The sequence below is a fragment of the Streptomyces caniferus genome (assembly GCF_009811555.1).
Classification (GTDB): Bacteria; Actinomycetota; Actinomycetes; order Streptomycetales; family Streptomycetaceae; genus Streptomyces; species Streptomyces caniferus.
This window is the reverse complement of the sequence record NZ_BLIN01000005.1, coordinates 1,763,457-1,777,492: the sequence shown is the minus strand read 5'-3', so window position 1 is coordinate 1,777,492 and position 14,036 is coordinate 1,763,457. Positions and strand designations below refer to the sequence as shown.

Annotated in this window: 14 protein-coding genes; 5 read left to right on the top strand and 9 right to left on the bottom strand. The window is 71.7% G+C overall.

What is annotated here, in order from left to right; translation table 11 throughout:
• Positions 1–29 precede the first annotated feature (29 nt).
• Positions 30–560 (top strand): NUDIX domain-containing protein, encoded by a 531-nt coding sequence (locus tag Scani_RS24470; protein ID WP_159479899.1) that lies wholly within the window; start codon positions 30–32, stop codon positions 558–560.
• Positions 561–590: 30 nt separating this feature from the next.
• Here Scani_RS24470 and Scani_RS24465 read toward each other — a convergent pair whose 3' ends face one another.
• The 7 genes from Scani_RS24465 to Scani_RS24435 all read right to left on the bottom strand — a co-directional run bounded on the left by Scani_RS24465 (position 591) and on the right by Scani_RS24435 (position 8,302).
• Positions 591–848, bottom strand: coding sequence for a hypothetical protein (locus Scani_RS24465; protein WP_159479897.1), 258 nt, complete (start codon positions 846–848; stop codon positions 591–593).
• Positions 849–1,186: 338 nt separating this feature from the next.
• Positions 1,187–3,688: a type VII secretion system-associated protein gene (locus Scani_RS24460; protein ID WP_159479895.1), complete on the bottom strand. Its 2,502-nt coding sequence runs from the start codon at positions 3,686–3,688 to the stop codon at positions 1,187–1,189.
• Positions 3,685–4,095, bottom strand: coding sequence for a hypothetical protein (locus tag Scani_RS24455; protein ID WP_159479894.1), 411 nt, complete (start codon positions 4,093–4,095; stop codon positions 3,685–3,687). The genes Scani_RS24460 and Scani_RS24455 overlap by 4 nt, the downstream gene beginning before the upstream one ends.
• On the bottom strand, positions 4,092–5,915 hold the full coding sequence (locus Scani_RS24450; protein WP_159479892.1) for a WXG100 family type VII secretion target: 1,824 nt from the start codon (positions 5,913–5,915) through the stop codon (positions 4,092–4,094). Before Scani_RS24450 ends, Scani_RS24455 begins: the two co-directional genes overlap by 4 nt.
• Positions 5,915–6,526: a hypothetical protein gene (locus Scani_RS24445; protein ID WP_159479890.1), complete on the bottom strand. Its 612-nt coding sequence runs from the start codon at positions 6,524–6,526 to the stop codon at positions 5,915–5,917. The genes Scani_RS24450 and Scani_RS24445 overlap by 1 nt, the downstream gene beginning before the upstream one ends.
• Positions 6,520–6,996, bottom strand: a complete 477-nt coding sequence (locus Scani_RS24440; protein WP_159479888.1) for an SseB family protein — start codon at positions 6,994–6,996, stop codon at positions 6,520–6,522. The genes Scani_RS24445 and Scani_RS24440 overlap by 7 nt, the downstream gene beginning before the upstream one ends.
• 448 nt (positions 6,997–7,444) lie before the next feature.
• A complete protein-coding gene (locus Scani_RS24435) occupies positions 7,445–8,302 on the bottom strand; it encodes a 3-hydroxybutyryl-CoA dehydrogenase (RefSeq protein WP_159479886.1) in 858 nt (285 codons plus the stop codon).
• Positions 8,303–8,461: 159 nt separating this feature from the next.
• Here Scani_RS24435 and Scani_RS24430 point away from each other — a divergent pair, with 159 nt between their 5' ends.
• On the top strand, positions 8,462–9,691 hold the full coding sequence (locus tag Scani_RS24430; RefSeq protein WP_159479884.1) for a glycoside hydrolase family 10-like protein: 1,230 nt from the start codon (positions 8,462–8,464) through the stop codon (positions 9,689–9,691).
• 103 nt (positions 9,692–9,794) lie between these two features.
• On the opposite strand, the gene Scani_RS24425 is transcribed toward Scani_RS24430, so the two are convergent.
• Positions 9,795–10,004, bottom strand: coding sequence for a DUF1918 domain-containing protein (locus Scani_RS24425; protein ID WP_159479882.1), 210 nt, complete (start codon positions 10,002–10,004; stop codon positions 9,795–9,797).
• A gap of 211 nt (positions 10,005–10,215) precedes the next feature.
• Positions 10,216–11,181: a DMT family transporter gene (locus Scani_RS24420; RefSeq protein ID WP_159479881.1), complete on the bottom strand. Its 966-nt coding sequence runs from the start codon at positions 11,179–11,181 to the stop codon at positions 10,216–10,218.
• Here Scani_RS24420 and Scani_RS24415 point away from each other — a divergent pair.
• The 3 genes from Scani_RS24415 (at position 11,180) to Scani_RS24405 (ending at position 13,894) form a co-directional block, all read left to right on the top strand.
• The gene (locus Scani_RS24415) at positions 11,180–12,685 is read left to right on the top strand and encodes an aminotransferase-like domain-containing protein (protein WP_159479879.1); all 1,506 of its coding nucleotides are present in this window, start codon (positions 11,180–11,182) and stop codon (positions 12,683–12,685) included. The genes Scani_RS24420 and Scani_RS24415 overlap by 2 nt on opposite strands.
• A gap of 143 nt (positions 12,686–12,828) precedes the next feature.
• Complete coding sequence (locus Scani_RS24410) at positions 12,829–13,281, top strand: GNAT family N-acetyltransferase (protein WP_159479877.1); 453 nt, start codon at positions 12,829–12,831, stop codon at positions 13,279–13,281.
• Positions 13,282–13,324: 43 nt separating this feature from the next.
• Positions 13,325–13,894 (top strand): histidine phosphatase family protein, encoded by a 570-nt coding sequence (locus Scani_RS24405; RefSeq protein WP_159479875.1) that lies wholly within the window; start codon positions 13,325–13,327, stop codon positions 13,892–13,894.
• Positions 13,895–14,036 lie beyond the last annotated feature (142 nt).

Genomic DNA, 14,036 nt, shown 5'->3' with positions numbered 1-14,036 from the left:
CCGGCCCAACAGCGGAAGGTGGCAGTTACGTGCGTTGGAACAACCTCAGCGAAAAGCCCGTCTATGCGAATCCCTGGTTCCGGGTCAATCTGGCCGATGTGGAACTGCCCGACGGCCGTCACCTGGATCACTACCTGATCCGGATGCGGCCCGTCGCCGTGGCCACGGTGGTCAATGAGGCCCATGAGGTGCTGCTGCTGTGGCGGCACCGGTTCATCACCGACACCTGGGGCTGGGAGCTGGCCGCCGGTGTCGTCGAGGACGGCGAGGACATCGCGGCGGCGGCCGCCCGGGAGATGGAGGAGGAGACCGGGTGGCGCCCGGGGCCCCTCCACCACCTCCTCACGGTGGAGCCCTCCAACGGCCTCACCGATGCCCGGCATCACATCTACTGGTCCGAGGAGGGCGAGTACACCGGCCTGCCCCAGGACGGCTTCGAATCCGACCGACGGGAGTGGGTGCCCTTGAAGCTGGTGCCCGACATGGTGGCGCGGGGGGAGGTGCCGGCCGCCAACATGGCCGCCGCACTGCTGATGCTGCATCACCTCCGGCTGGGCTGACCGGACCTGGCCGGTGACCGCGGCCGGCGGTCACCGGCCCATGGCCTGCCACAGTGCGACCACCAGCGCCGCGAGCCCTGTGAGCGCGGCGAGGGACGGCAGCGGCCAGCGGGTGTTCTCCAGGCGGGTGACGCGGGCCTGTGCCTCGTCCGCGTCACGCGCCTGCTGTTCGGAGCGCTGGGCGAGCAGGGCGAGTTGGCCGTCGACCCGGGCGGTGCGGACGTCCAGGAGACGCCTCAGCTCCGCTAAGTCGGCGGTGACCAGATCGGGTTCGGGGTGGGCGGTCACGGTCCGCTCCTCATTCCTTCAGTCAGCGACTTCGTTGTCCGTACGGGCAGCAGTCAACTGCGCTGCGGCGAAGGGCGGGAGCGTGTGCGGCGGGGATATGCGGGTCTGCGGTTCACACCCCGTGCGAAGTGACGGAGGGTGGCGGGCGGGCGGCATTCGTACGGGGTGTGAAGTGCGCACCCCGGCCGGGGTGGTTCACACGCTCCCGTCGGCGCCCGCGCGGGAGTTGACTCGAAGGTGTCACGGGGGCCGATGCCGGCGGACGGGCGCCCGCCGGCCCGGGGTCCGCCCGCCGGTTTTCCCCCGAGCGGCGGGCGGACCACCCCGCAGATGGGGCATCAGTCTGCAGCAGACCGGGCGTCACGCCAGGACGGCAAGAGCTCGTCGAGGAGGGCCTCGGTGCGGGGCGGGAGGCTACGGGCGCCGCCGCTGTGCTCGTGAATGCGGGCAATGAGCGATGCTGCTGTTGATTCGAGCTCGGCCGCATCGCCGGTGGCGTGTGCGGCGCGTAGAAGTTCGTTCCAGAGTCGCTCGTCCGTCGGCGTGGTGGTCAAGGCCGTGTTGAGGGCGTTGAGCGCTGGTACCGGGTTGCCGGCCTCCAAGTGGTGGGCGGACAGGGCCAGTGCGACGTCTGCCACCAGTAGGGGCAGCTGGGCCTCGATGATCTCGTGGGGAAGCCAGGTGTAGCGGCCCTGTGGGCGGTTTGCGAGCAGGGGGCCGTGGACGAGTGCCAGGGCGTCGTTGAGCAGGCGTTCCCGTATGTGTGCGTTACTGGCGCCTCTGCCCGCGGTGGCCTCGTAGTGGAGGGTGCGGAGCACGTCGAGGTCGGAGACGACGGACGGCGCGAGGGTGAGCCGACCGGTGGTGTCGGTGCCGAGCCGCGGGGTTCCGTCGGCGTCGCTCCCCAGCCAGGTTCGCAGGCTTTGGATGAGGGCGTCACGGACATCCTCGGTTACGCCGCGGGGCCACAGCCCGGAGGCCAGAACGTGCGGGTGCACTCCTTCGCGATGGAGCAGGAGCATGACCAGCGCCTCGTGGAGAAGCGGGCTGTGCTCGGCGTCAGGTGTGTCGAGGCCGGTGATCTCGTAGGTGCCGACCAGCCGTGCGTACACCGCGGGTCGTCCGCTCGGGGTGATGTCAACCATGAACTGCGGGGTGCTGGTGTCCGGGGCGCGGTCGTCGTCGGGTGTGGCGCCGGCGAAGAGCTGGACCACGGCGTCGTACTGGGCCTGGGGCAGGCGCTGTGCTTGCAGTTCCAGGCCGAGGAGTGGGGCCAGGAGGCGTCCGTCGGGGGTGACTTCGAGTTTCCAGGTCGCGCCTGGCAGGCCGTTCTCCCCGGTGGCGGCCAGGTAGCTGATGCCCAGTCGGCCGGAGTCGGCAACGAGCTCGGCGAACTGCGCTGCCTGATCCTCGGTCGGCTGTGCGGCGAGGAGGACGAGGTGGGGCGCCCCTTGGGTCTGCTGTGCGGAGCCGGTGGGTACGGAGTCGTGGCCCGCCATCGCGAGGGCGCCGCGCCGCTGCCGGGTTTCCGCGTCCATGGTTGCCAGGAGGGCTTCGACGTCGTCGACGTGGCGGACGCGGGTGGGGTCGAGCGCGGTGAGTTCCTTGCCGAAGCCGACGAGGGTGACGGTCATCCGGTCCGACCAGCCGCTGGTGGCGAGTTCCGCGGCGACCGACGTGAGGACGGCACTCCGGTCCGCGTGCGTGCCGGTGAGTGAGACGAGTCCGGGGGCGGCGTCGAGGTTCAGCAGCAGGCGCGCGCCGTCGAGGCTGCCGAGGCTGACCAGGCCCGGGTAGGGGGCGGCAGTGCCGGTTTCTGTTCCGTGCACCGGGATGTCGGCCCGTTGGATGCGCCAGAACGTCTCGTTCTGACCGAGCCGCCATGGCGCTGGCGGCTTACCTGCGGGATGGGCGAGCTGGAGGCTCAGCTCGCTGTCGGTGAGCCGGGCAACGTAGACGGTCGGCAGGGGGCGCGATTCGACGGCCAAGGCGGACGCCAGTCCCCGCAGGGCGTGGTCGAGATCGCGTACGGCCTGCGGGTCGGCCCCGACGAGCAGCGCATCTTGGGCATCGGCGGCGACACCCGTCGGCCGGCGAAGCTCCGGGGTGCGACGGCCCCTGGCGCCCATGGCGGACTGCCACAGGGCCGTGCGGCGTCGGCGGCCGAGTGCCGCGAGCAGGCCGGCGGCGAGCAGCGGGGCATCCACGAGGGCCTCGGGGAGGCCGGAGGGCGAGGTGGAGGGCGAGGTGGAGGGCGAAGAGTTGGGGCCGGCGTTCTCACCACCGGCTTGATTCCCGGCCTCGCCAGGGATGGTCAGGCTGATGCGGTGGCCGGGGTTGAGGCGGACCGGGAGGCCGGTGGCGGCGAGGTGACGGCCGGTGGTCTCTTGCCACTCGTGCCAGGTGTCGGGGGTGTGGGTGGGGTGGGTGAAGGCCGGGATGTAGCGGCTGCCGTCGTCCTCGACGACGGTGTAGAGGCCGGTCTGCCCCTCCTGGGCGAACAGGAGGAGCGTGGCGTCGCGGAAGGCCGTGAGGAGTTCCTGCTCGCTGCCGTAACCGGTGACGGCGCGCTGCAGGGCTTGGTCGAGGGCGGTGACAGGGGGCGGGAACTCCAACGCCATCGGCGACGGGCGGTAGTTCTGGTTGTGCGTGAAGGAAACGAGCTGGCCGGAGCTGCCGACGGACCAGCCGCCGACGATGCCGTACGGGGGGACGGCGCCGTTGGGGTCGAAGTACGGGTCGATCGCGTACACGTAGCCGCCGCGCTGCTGTGCGGCCTGGGCGCGCAGAGCCTCGGTGACCGGGGGAACGGTGGGGGCAGGGCCGGCCGGGGTGGTCACAGCGACTGGCTCCACTGCTTTTCGAAGGCGATCTGCTCGGCGACAGTGGCCAGCGTCTCGCGGGGTGCGTCATGGAAGGTCTGGATGAGATCGGCGCGGGTGGGGCGAAGCCCGGGCCTGAGTAGGCAGACGAGGAAACCCCCCATATCGCGGCACGTCCCGGAGGGCCAGGTGTCGCGACGCGAGCCGTTGACACCCAGGAGCCACCCCTGGGGTTCGATCTGCTCGCGGGTGCGGGTGAGCGCCTCGAAGCAGTCATCCGCTCTGCCGGTGACCTGCCCCCAAGGGCCGTCGGCGGTCACGGTGAAATCGTAGTTTCCGCCCTCCCAGCGCAGGACGGCGTCGGCCTGCTGGTCGCCGTTGAAGGCGAGGACGTCGAAACGGTCGGGGACCTGGTGGCCACTCATTGGGTCCATCCTTCGGGCAGTTGACTGGAGGGCGGTGGTTCAGGGGCGGGAGCGACGGGTTTTTTGGGGATATGAGGCTCGTAGTGGGGGTTCGGTATCCATTCCCCCTTGGTTCCGGTGCGGAGGTCCATCTCCCAGGCTCCCTTGATGTGCTTGCGGTCGATGCCGCCGGCGAAGGCGATCTCCTGGTCGATCTCGCGGTACTTGTTGTTCGGCAGGGTCTCGTTGACGTCGATGCCGCCGGGGGCGTCGACCTCGTACCGGTAATCGGTCACCCAGTTGGCATCGGGGTTCCTGGTGGTGCCCACAAAGGCCGACGCATGGTTGCCCTCCACATAGCCATGAATGTCCGTGTTGGACGAGTCGCGTGGATGGAAGCCCTGGTCGAAGATCTCCTGGGGATGGCGGTTGTCGTTGCGGTACAGCGGTTCGTGGTCTTCGCGCCACACCGGCTTGTGGCTGATGCTGTCGACGTCGACGTTCTTGTCCGCGGCTGCGGGAAGGCTGCGAGGGTCGTCCGGGTCCAGATCCCTGCCCGCCCCGGAGGGGTCATCGGGGCGCTCGCCCCCATCATCGGCGTGCTCGGCAGCATCATCGGCATGCGTTGCCGCATCATCGGCATGCCGAGCTGCGTCGGCCGCGTCATCGCCGTGCCCGGCGACGCCGGCGGAGTCCTTGGCGGCGGTCTTGGCGGCGTCTTTGGCGGCAGCGCTTTCCATGCCGTGGGCGGCGGCTTTGGCTCCGACCTTGCTCACGGCGCCTCCGCCGCCGATGAAGTTCGTCGCGAACGCGCCGATGGCCTGGTTGCGGTCGGTGCCCCAACCCTCGCCGATGAAGCCCTTGACCAGCTCGGTGGGGTGGTTGGCAGTGTGGATCAGGCCGCCGGCGACACTGGTGAGGTTGGTGGTGTAGGCGGCCGGGTGGGTCAGGTTGTACGGGTCCTGGGGGTTGACCGTGCGGACCAGGCGCAGCAACGAGGTGCCGGTCTTGACGATGCCGCCCAGCTGGTGCTCGGCCCCGACCAGCTGGTTTTTCACCGTGTTGCCGGCTTCGCGCTTGAGGCGGTCCAAGCCTTGGGGCTCGGCCGGTGCCCGGCAGGTGCCTCGGGCGAGCTTCGCGGCCAGTTGGGTGCCGGCGCTGTCGCGCTGGCTGCGGGCCGTCTTGAGCAGGTGCTCTGCGGACTTGCGTCCCTCGGCGCCGGGGTCGTGGAACGGGCCCGGCTCCTGCGGAGACTGGTGCCCGGCGGCGTTGGCCTGCTGCTTGTAGTCGTCGACCGTGCGCTTGTACTGCTCCACGGCCGCCGCGGTCTGCTTCTGGGCATGCTTCCACCGCTCGACCGCCTCGCGGGCCTGCTTACCCGCCCACTCGACCGTGTCGGCGTAGTGATCCAGCGCAGCGGCCGCGTCCTCGAACGAGTCGGCGGCGGTCAGCCAGCGCTTGGGGTGGGTCTGCACCTTCTCGCGAAAGCGGTCGGCGGCCTGTCCGTGCCAGTCCGAGGGATCCATCTTCCGCAGCGCAGAGCCGGTACGCTCGAAGGCCGCGCCCAACTTCTTCACCTGCCGGGCGGACTTACGGATGCTGCTCGCGTCCCCGTGCAGCAGCAGGGCGGGGTCGTCGGTCTCGTTCAGCTCGAGCTCGCGGGTCTGGGCACCCAGCTTGTCGGCCGCCCAGGAGCCGACTGCGTCGGCCTTGTCCGCCCAGTCGTGTGCGCCCACGTCATCAAGCAGCTTCGAAGTACCGTGGGCGACGGTCTGTACCCCGTCGGCGAACGTGTCGCGGGCCGACTGGGTGACGCGGTCCACATCGTCGAAGAAGCCCATCACTTCTCCTTCGCCGAAGTGCCGGCGTCGTGCCCGTCGTCGTCACCGTCGAAGGGTGCGGAGCCGACGGCCTTCGCCACCTGGATGTGGGTCCCGGCCACTCCGGTCTCAGTGACGTCCGTCCAGGTGTTGGAGAGGTTCTTCCGGCTCTCCTTGGCAGCGTCCTTGAAACTGTCCATGGAGTAGTCGGGGGTGTAGGCGTCCTCGATCTTTCCGCCCACCTGGCTCCAGGACATCTTCTCCGCCTTCTCCGAGGTCAGCGTCGGGTCCGCAGTCGCGGACAGCACAACGTCCTTGAGGACGCCCGTGCCGTACTCTTCCGCCTCCTCGTAGTAGCCCGCGTTCAGATCCAACGCCCCGGCCACGTCGTCGCCCTCGTCCAGGAGCGCCTGGACCTCCCAGCCCCAACGCTCGGCGAAGTTGTCCAGCATCTGGGAAGCATCGGAGTGCCCCATCACGGTCGGCGACACCGACAGATCGGAGAAGCCCTGACCCGTGGACGCCTCAGTCGCATCCGTGATCTTCTTCAGCTCGTCCAGCGCATCGTTGATGCCCTTGGACACCTGCTTCAGGATCTGCGGATCGACCCCGAAATCACCACCGCTCACCATGCGGCAAGCTCCCCCTTGGCAACGGATTCCTTATCGAGCGCAATCCCGTCCGGCACGATTCCGGACACGGGTGGCAGGAAGGCGCGAAGTCCGGAGGACACGTCCACCACGACCCCCATCGGAACCCGGTCCCGCTCCACCAGCTCAGGAAGCAGCTCCTGCAACAGCTCCGCACCGCCCACGCGCAGGTAGCGTACGTACCGGGCCAGTTCGGCGGGCAGTTCGTCGGGCTCGGCCGCCTCCCACTTCTGCTGCAGGAAGGCGTGCATCTCACCTGTGCTGGTGAACGCGAACAGCCAGCGAATGTCGTCCAACTCGCCACTCCACACAGCGCCCTCACCGAGCAGGGGGAGCAGAAGCTCCGCGCCCTGCGCGGCCTCGACCAGCGCCTGCGGATCCCCTTCACCTCGTAGGAACGCGGCCATCTGAGCGCGCAGTTCCGCCGTCCCTGTCGACAGCTCGCTGCCCATCCGGTTCCGCACCCCTGCTTGTGTCGACCTGTCACGACTTCAGCGCATGCCGGGCAGCTCGGTACGTCAGCGACCACATGGCATGAGCAGGTCAGATACTAGATTGACGTCTGCGATCATCGCGAATCGGGAGAGGACGCGAGCGATCTGGCAGTTCTCGGTCCGTCCGGCGGTGCCGGAGTGCTCGCCGAGTCCCTGCGGAGGCGGCGCCCTTCTTCACGAAGCCGGTGTCGTCCACGATGCTTCCCAGGGATTCTTCAGGGACTGTCGGCTCTGTCCCAACTCATCAGGCAGCCGCGCCCGGGTGTAGCGGCGCGTCTGTCGTCCGAGGGTGTGCGGAAGGGGTCCGGCGGGGGTGGCGAGAGCCACCCGGGGCGGTCCGGTCGTCGGCGCTGTTCCAGAATGAACTCACGCTGGAACAGCGCCACTTGGCGGTGCGGGCGCGCCCTCAGTACGAGTAGAACCCCGACCCCGACTTCCGGCCCAGCCGGCCCGCGTCGACCATCCGCGCGAGCAGCGGAGGAGCGGCGTACAGGGGCTCCTTGTACTCGTGGTACATCGACTCGGCGACCGAGGCCACGGTGTCCAGGCCGATCAGGTCGCTCAGCTTGAGCGGGCCCATCGGGTGGGCGCAGCCCATCTCCATGCCGTTGTCGATGTCCTCGCGGCTGGCGATGCCCGACTCGAACATCCGGATCGCGGAGAGCAGGTACGGGATCAGCAGGGCGTTGACCACGAAGCCCGAGCGGTCCTGGGCGCGGATCGCATGCTTGCCCAGCACTTCCTGCACCACGGCCTCGGCGCGCTTGATGGTCTCCTCGCCGGTGGTCAGGGCGGGGATCAGCTCGACGAGCTTCTGCACCGGTGCCGGGTTGAAGAAGTGGATGCCGATGACCTGGTCGGGCCGGGAGGTGGCGACCGCCAGCTTCACCAGCGGGATCGACGAGGTGTTGGACGCCAGAATGGCGTCCGGACGGGTGATCACCTGGTCGAGGACCTGGAAGATCTCGGTCTTGACCTGCTCGTTCTCCACCACGGCCTCGATGACGAGATCGCGGTCGGCGAACTCACCGAGGTCGGTGGTGAAGCTGAGCCGGTCGAGCGTCGCGTCGCGCTCTTCGGCGGTGATCTTGCCGCGCTCGGCGGCCTTGCCGAGAGAGTTGGTCAAGCGGGTGCGACCCAGCTCCAGAGCTTCGCCGGTGGTCTCCGCGACCATGACGTCCAGCCCGGCGCGGGCGCACACCTCGGCGATGCCTGCGCCCATCTGGCCGCAACCGACCACTCCGACGCGTTCGATGTCGGTCACATCGTGCCTTTCGCTGATCTTCAGGACCGGCGGTACGCCGTATGGGTCCGGCGGCCGCCTCGGGCCCGACGTTACTCCGCGCGGTGCTGTGCTAAGGGTGCCGGGGCGGGCATTCTGAGCCCTCAGTACGGGACGAACCGGACAACCTGGGGACTTTTGATGAGGCGTATCACACGCAGAGGGTTCGCGGTGGCCGCGCTGGGCGCGGCCTCCTCGCTGCTTGCCGCGGGGCCCGCGGCGCCCGCGGACGGCACGTCGCGGCGCGAGATGCGGGGCATGTGGCTGGCGACCGTCGCCAACCTGGACTGGCCCTCCAGTGCGAAGCTGCAGCCCGCCGAGCAACAGCGCGAACTCCGTGCCCACTTCGACAGGGCCGTCGCCCGCAAGCTGAACACGGTGTTCTTCCAGGTGCGGCCCACGGCGGACGCCCTGTGGCCCTCCCCGTACGAGCCGTGGGCGCAGTGCCTGACCGGGCAGCAGGGCCGCGACCCCGGCTGGGACCCGCTCGACTTCGCGGTCCGCGAGGCCCACCGGCGCAATCTCGAACTGCACGCCTGGTTCAACCCGTACCGGGTCGCCAACCACACCGACCCCGGGCGGCTCACGCCGGACCACCCCGCCCGCCGCCACCCCGGCTGGGTCCTCCCGTACGGCGGCAAGCTCTACTACAACCCCGGCCTGCCCGAGGTGCGCCAGTTCGTCCAGGACGCGATGTTCGACGCGGTGCGGCGCTACCCCGTCGACGGGGTGCACTTCGACGACTACTTCTATCCGTATCCGGTGGCGGGGCAGCGTTTCGACGACGACGCGGCGTTCGACGAGTTCGGCAGCGGCTTCGCGAGCCGGGCGGCCTGGCGCCGGGACAACATCGACCGGCTGGTCTACGAGATGGCGGCCAGGCTGGGGGACGGGGGCGGGCGGGCCGGGCGCCGGGTGCGGTTCGGCGTCGCTCCGTTCGCGGTCTGGCGCAACCGCGCCACCGACCAGCGGGGCTCGCGCACCCAGGCCGGGGTGCAGACCTACGACGACCTGTACGCCGACACCCGCCGCTGGGTGCGGGAGGGCTGGATCGACTACATCGTGCCGCAGGTCTACTGGCCGCTCGGCTTCACCGTCGCCGACTACGCCGAACTCGTGCCCTGGTGGGCCCGGACCGTCGACGGCACCGGGGTGGACCTGTACATCGGCGAGGCCCTCTACAAGGCGGGCGAGGAACAGCCCGCCGCCTGGCAGGACCCGGCCGAACTCTCCCGCCATCTCACCTTCGCCCGCGGCTATCCGCAGGTGGGAGGCCATGTCTACTTCTCGGCGAAGGACGTGGCCAAGGACCGGGTGGGAGCCATGGCGAGGGTCGTACGGGACCACTACGCCGCGGCGGCGCGGACGTAGCGGCGGCCCGCGCGGGCCATGAGGGTCCGCGCGGGCCGCGGCGGTGACCCGCCGAGGGGACGGGGCACCGTCCGGTGCCCGCCGTCCGGTCCGGTGCCGGTGGCTACCGGCCGGAGTCGACGTCGGTGACCTTGCCGTGCCTGACGACCGAGTCGGGACCGGGCGACATGATCGCCTCATGGCCGTCCTCGGCGCGGACGCGGTAGGGCGGATCGCCGTTCGTGCCCAGTACTTCGACGATTTCGACGACCTTGTCGTGATGCCCGACGGTCCTGCCGTGCACCACCAGCCGGTCGCCCCTGCTTGCATGCATCAGGGTCCTCCCCGCCTCGGGGCGGCCGTACGACCGGTAGACCGACAGAGCGACGGCCGACGGTTGAACGGCCCATGATTTCCACGGTTGACGGACCTGACAGTGGTCCGGACGGCGGTACCTGCCGTCGCGGCAAGTTTACGTCCGCGGGCCGCCGCCGCACCCGGGAAAGTACGGGTTCATCCCGCTCCGGGGCCGGTGCGCCGTGCGGTCATCGGGACCGCTGGGTGACCGCGATGCACACCAGGACCCCCAGCGCCGCGGCGGGGGCGGCCGGCGGCAGCCGCTCGCCGAGCAGCAGCACGGACCAGACCAGGGTCAGCAGCGGCTGGGCGAGCTGCAGCTGGCTCGCCTTGGAGATGCCGATCGCGGCCATCCCGCGGTACCAGGCCACCAGCCCGAGGAACTGCGAGCCGAACGCCAGCCACAGCAGCCCGCCGACCGAGTGCGCCGTGAGCCGCAGCGGCTCGGAGGACAGCGCGAGTGCCGCGCCCGCCACCGTCACCGGAAGCGCCAGCACCAGCGCCCAGCCGATCACCTGCCAGCCCGGCATGTGGCGGGCGAGCCGGCCGCCCTCGGTGTAGCCGGCCGCGCACACCAGCAGCGCCGCGAACAGCAGCAGATCCCCGCGGCCCGGCGTTCCGCCGCTCTGCTGCACCGCAAAGCCGATGACGACGGCCGCGCCCACCAGCGAGGCGCCCCAGAACGTCCGGGAGGGCCGGGCACCGGTCCGTACGGCCGAGCAGGCGGCGGTGGTCAGCGGCAGCAGGCCGACCACGACGGCGGCATGCGAGGTGGTGGAGGTCTGCAGCGCGAGGGTGGTCAGCAGCGGGAAGCCGAGGACCACACCGCCCGCGACGACCGCGATGCCCGCCCAGTGGCGCCGCTCCGGAACGCGCACCCGGAGCACGGCCAGCGCGCCGCCCGCGAGCGTGGCGGCCAGCACGCTGCGCAGCATCACCACGGTCCAGGGGCCCATGCCCTCCAGCGCCCAGGCCGTCGCGGGGAACGTGAGGGAGAAGGCGGCGACACCGAGCGCGGCGAGCAGGGCGCCGCGGCCGACGAGCGCGCCGCGGGCCGGGGGCGCGGTGTCCGGGGCGTCCGGGACGGCGGCAGGGGCGCCCGGGGCGCTGACCGCTATCGTCGCCGTGCCGGTAGCGCTATCATTGTCTCTCATGCAAGAGCGTAGCAGTGGGGCAGAACTGGCCGCGACCCTGCGGATGGAGCTGAAGCGCTACTCGCCGGGAGAGAAGCTGCCGTCGAGCCGGGCCCTCGTGGAGCGGCATCGCGTCAGCCCGGTGACCGTCTCCCGGGCGCTCGCCGAGCTGGTGGCGGAGGGCCTGGTCGTGACCCGGCCGGGCGCGGGCGCCTTCCGGGCCGAGCCGCGCGGCGAGGCGCCCCGGCCGGCCGACACCTCCTGGCAGGAGATCGCGCTGAGCGCGGAGCCGGCCGGCGACCAGGTGCCGCGCAGCGTCGACGCCTCGGGAGTGCTGGCCACGCTCGCCACCCCCGCCTCCGGCGTGGTCGAACTCATCGGCGGCTATCTCCACCCCGATCTGCAGCCCGAACGCGCCCTCGGCGCCGCCCTGGCACGAGCCGGCCGGCGGCCCGGTGCCTGGGCGCGGCCCACGGTCGGGGGCGTAGCGGAACTGCGCGCCTGGTTCGCCCGGGAGATCGCCGGCCCCGGCGGCCCGCTCGCCGCCAGCGACGTCCTGATCACCGGGGGCGGCCAGAGCGCGCTGACCGCCGCACTGCGCGCCCTCGCCGCCCCCGGCGCCCCGGTGCTCGTCGAGTCCCCGACCTACCCCGGCATGCTGGCCGTGGCCCGCGCCTCGGGGCTGCGGCCGGTGCCCGTACCGGTGGACGCGGACGGGGTCCGGACGGACCTGCTGGCCGACGCCTTCCGCGCCAGCGGTGCCCGGCTGTTCGTCTGCCAGCCGCTGTTCCAGAACCCGACCGGCGCGGTGCTGGCCGCCGAGCGGCGGCGCGAGGTGCTGCGCGTGGCCCGGGCGGCAGGCGCCTTCGTGATCGAGGACGACTTCGCGCGGCTGCTGGTCCACGACGACGCTCCCGCCCTGCCGCCCACCCTGGCCGCGGACGACCGGGACGGCACGGTCGTCCATGTCCGCTCGCTGACCAAGGCGACCTCGCCCCATCTGCGGGTGGGGGCCCTGGCCGCCCGCGGCCCGGTGCTCGACCGGCTGCGTGCCATCCAGGTCGTCGACAGCTTCTTCGTGCCGGGCCCGCTCCAGGAGGCCGCCCTCGAACTCGTCGGATCGCCCGCCTGGGGCCGCCATCTGCGGCTGATCGCCGCCGAGTTGACCGTGCGCCGCAAAGCCCTTGCCGCGGCCCTGCGCGAACAACTGCCCGCGCTCGTCGAGCGGGGGATGGGGCACGGGGCGGCGTACGGGCACGACCTCGCGCCGGGTGGCCTGTACGTCCCGCCGGGCGGCTACCACCTCTGGCTGCGGCTGCCGGACGGCACCGACGAGGGGGCGCTGACCGGGGCGGCGCTGCGGGCGGGCGTCGCGGTCGCGGCGGGCCGGCCGTACTTCGCCGCCGAGCCGCCGGCCGCGCATCTGCGGCTGAGCTTCGCGGCCGCGTCCGGCGCCGGCGAGCTCGTCGAGGGTGTCCGCAGACTGCGTACGGCGTGCGAGGAGCTGGGCGTCCCGGCGGGCTGACCGGCCGGGCGGGGGAGGCGGGGGCAGGGCCACCCGGCGAAAGCCGGGGGCACCTCCTGGGCCGTGGCCGCCGATGCCTCCCGGGGCCGGGCCCGCCGGCAATCGGTTCGACGCCGCCCCCGCCCCTCTGCGAACCTCCCGGCATGAACGATCACGCCCTCGACGGCTACGAGATCTCCACCGACCCGGCGCGCCTCGATGCCGACCTGGTCCACCACTGGCTGGCCGCCGACTCCTACTGGGCCGTGGACCGGCCCAGGGAGCTGCACGACCGCGCCGTCGCGGGCTCGCTCAACTTCGGTCTGTACGAGGCGGGCTCCGGCCGGCAGGCCGGCTACGCGCGGGTGGTCACCGACCACGCCACCTTCGCCTGGCTCTGCGACGTGTACATCTGCCGCGACGACCGCGGCAAGGGACTGGGCACCGCCCTCGTCGAGGCCGTCGCCGACCGGCTGACGCCCTGCGGGCTGAGCCGTCTGACGCTCGCCACCAAGGACGCCCACGGCGTGTACGAGAAGGTCGGCTTCCGCGCCCTGGTGTCCCCGGAGCAGTGGATGACCCTCGGGCTGATCGACCCGGGGCCTGTCGAGATCTGATCAACCGGGGTCGCCGGGGCGGTGCTGCTCTTACCATCGGCGGATGAGCGTCCGACTCAAGCTGCTCGCCGTGGGCCGCAGCTCCTCGCTGCTCGGCACGCGGTTCGGCGACGACCGTCCGCTCGACGCCGCGGGATGGCACGAGGCGGAGCGGGCCGCGCCCGTCCTGTGCCGGCTCGCCGCCGCCGAGCTGCGCTACTGCTCGCCGTCCGCCCGCTGCCGGGACACCGGCGAGGCCCTCGGCCTGCGCCCGCTCGCCCAACCGGCGCTGCGCGACTGCGACATGGGGCGCTGGCACGGCCGCACGCTGGGTGAGGTGGCCGCCGACGAGCCACAGGCGGTGGAAGCCTGGCTGGCCGACCCGCGCGGGGCACCGCACGGCGGGGAGTCCCTGCTGGCCTTCATCACACGCGTCGGCCGCTGGCTGGACACCCGGCCGGTCGAGGACGCCGACGGACTGCTGGCGGTCGCCGAACCCGGGGTCGTCCGCGCCGCGCTGGTCTACGCGCTCCAGGCGCCCCCGCACTCGTACTGGCGGATAGACGTCCAGCCGCTGTCGGTCACCACCCTCACCGGCCGGTCCGGCAAGTGGGACCTCCAACTGGAGGCGTGAGCGCCGACCGGTCCCGGCACGCGGCCCCGCCACGGCGTGCCGGCCGCCGGGCCGCGCCGCGGCCACGGACGTCCGCCCGACGTCCCGGTGCCGAGCGCGCCCCGGCCCCACCACCCGGAAAGCCCATCCCGCCCGTTCCGCC

What these genes read in the sequence shown, in the direction of transcription:
- Scani_RS24415 (WP_159479879.1), top strand. Translation starts at nt 11,180, where the DNA reads ATGCAAGAGCGTAGCAGTGGGGCAGAACTGGCCGCGACCCTGCGGATG.
- Scani_RS24425 (WP_159479882.1), bottom strand. Translation starts at nt 10,004, where the DNA reads ATGCATGCAAGCAGGGGCGACCGGCTGGTGGTGCACGGCAGGACCGTC.
- Scani_RS24455 (WP_159479894.1), bottom strand. Translation starts at nt 4,095, where the DNA reads ATGAGTGGCCACCAGGTCCCCGACCGTTTCGACGTCCTCGCCTTCAAC.
- Scani_RS24450 (WP_159479892.1), bottom strand. Translation starts at nt 5,915, where the DNA reads ATGGGCTTCTTCGACGATGTGGACCGCGTCACCCAGTCGGCCCGCGAC.
- Scani_RS24430 (WP_159479884.1), top strand. Translation starts at nt 8,462, where the DNA reads ATGAGGCGTATCACACGCAGAGGGTTCGCGGTGGCCGCGCTGGGCGCG.
- Scani_RS24420 (WP_159479881.1), bottom strand. Translation starts at nt 11,181, where the DNA reads ATGAGAGACAATGATAGCGCTACCGGCACGGCGACGATAGCGGTCAGC.
- Scani_RS24410 (WP_159479877.1), top strand. Translation starts at nt 12,829, where the DNA reads ATGAACGATCACGCCCTCGACGGCTACGAGATCTCCACCGACCCGGCG.
- Scani_RS24405 (WP_159479875.1), top strand. Translation starts at nt 13,325, where the DNA reads ATGAGCGTCCGACTCAAGCTGCTCGCCGTGGGCCGCAGCTCCTCGCTG.
- Scani_RS24445 (WP_159479890.1), bottom strand. Translation starts at nt 6,526, where the DNA reads ATGGTGAGCGGTGGTGATTTCGGGGTCGATCCGCAGATCCTGAAGCAG.
- Scani_RS24440 (WP_159479888.1), bottom strand. Translation starts at nt 6,996, where the DNA reads ATGGGCAGCGAGCTGTCGACAGGGACGGCGGAACTGCGCGCTCAGATG.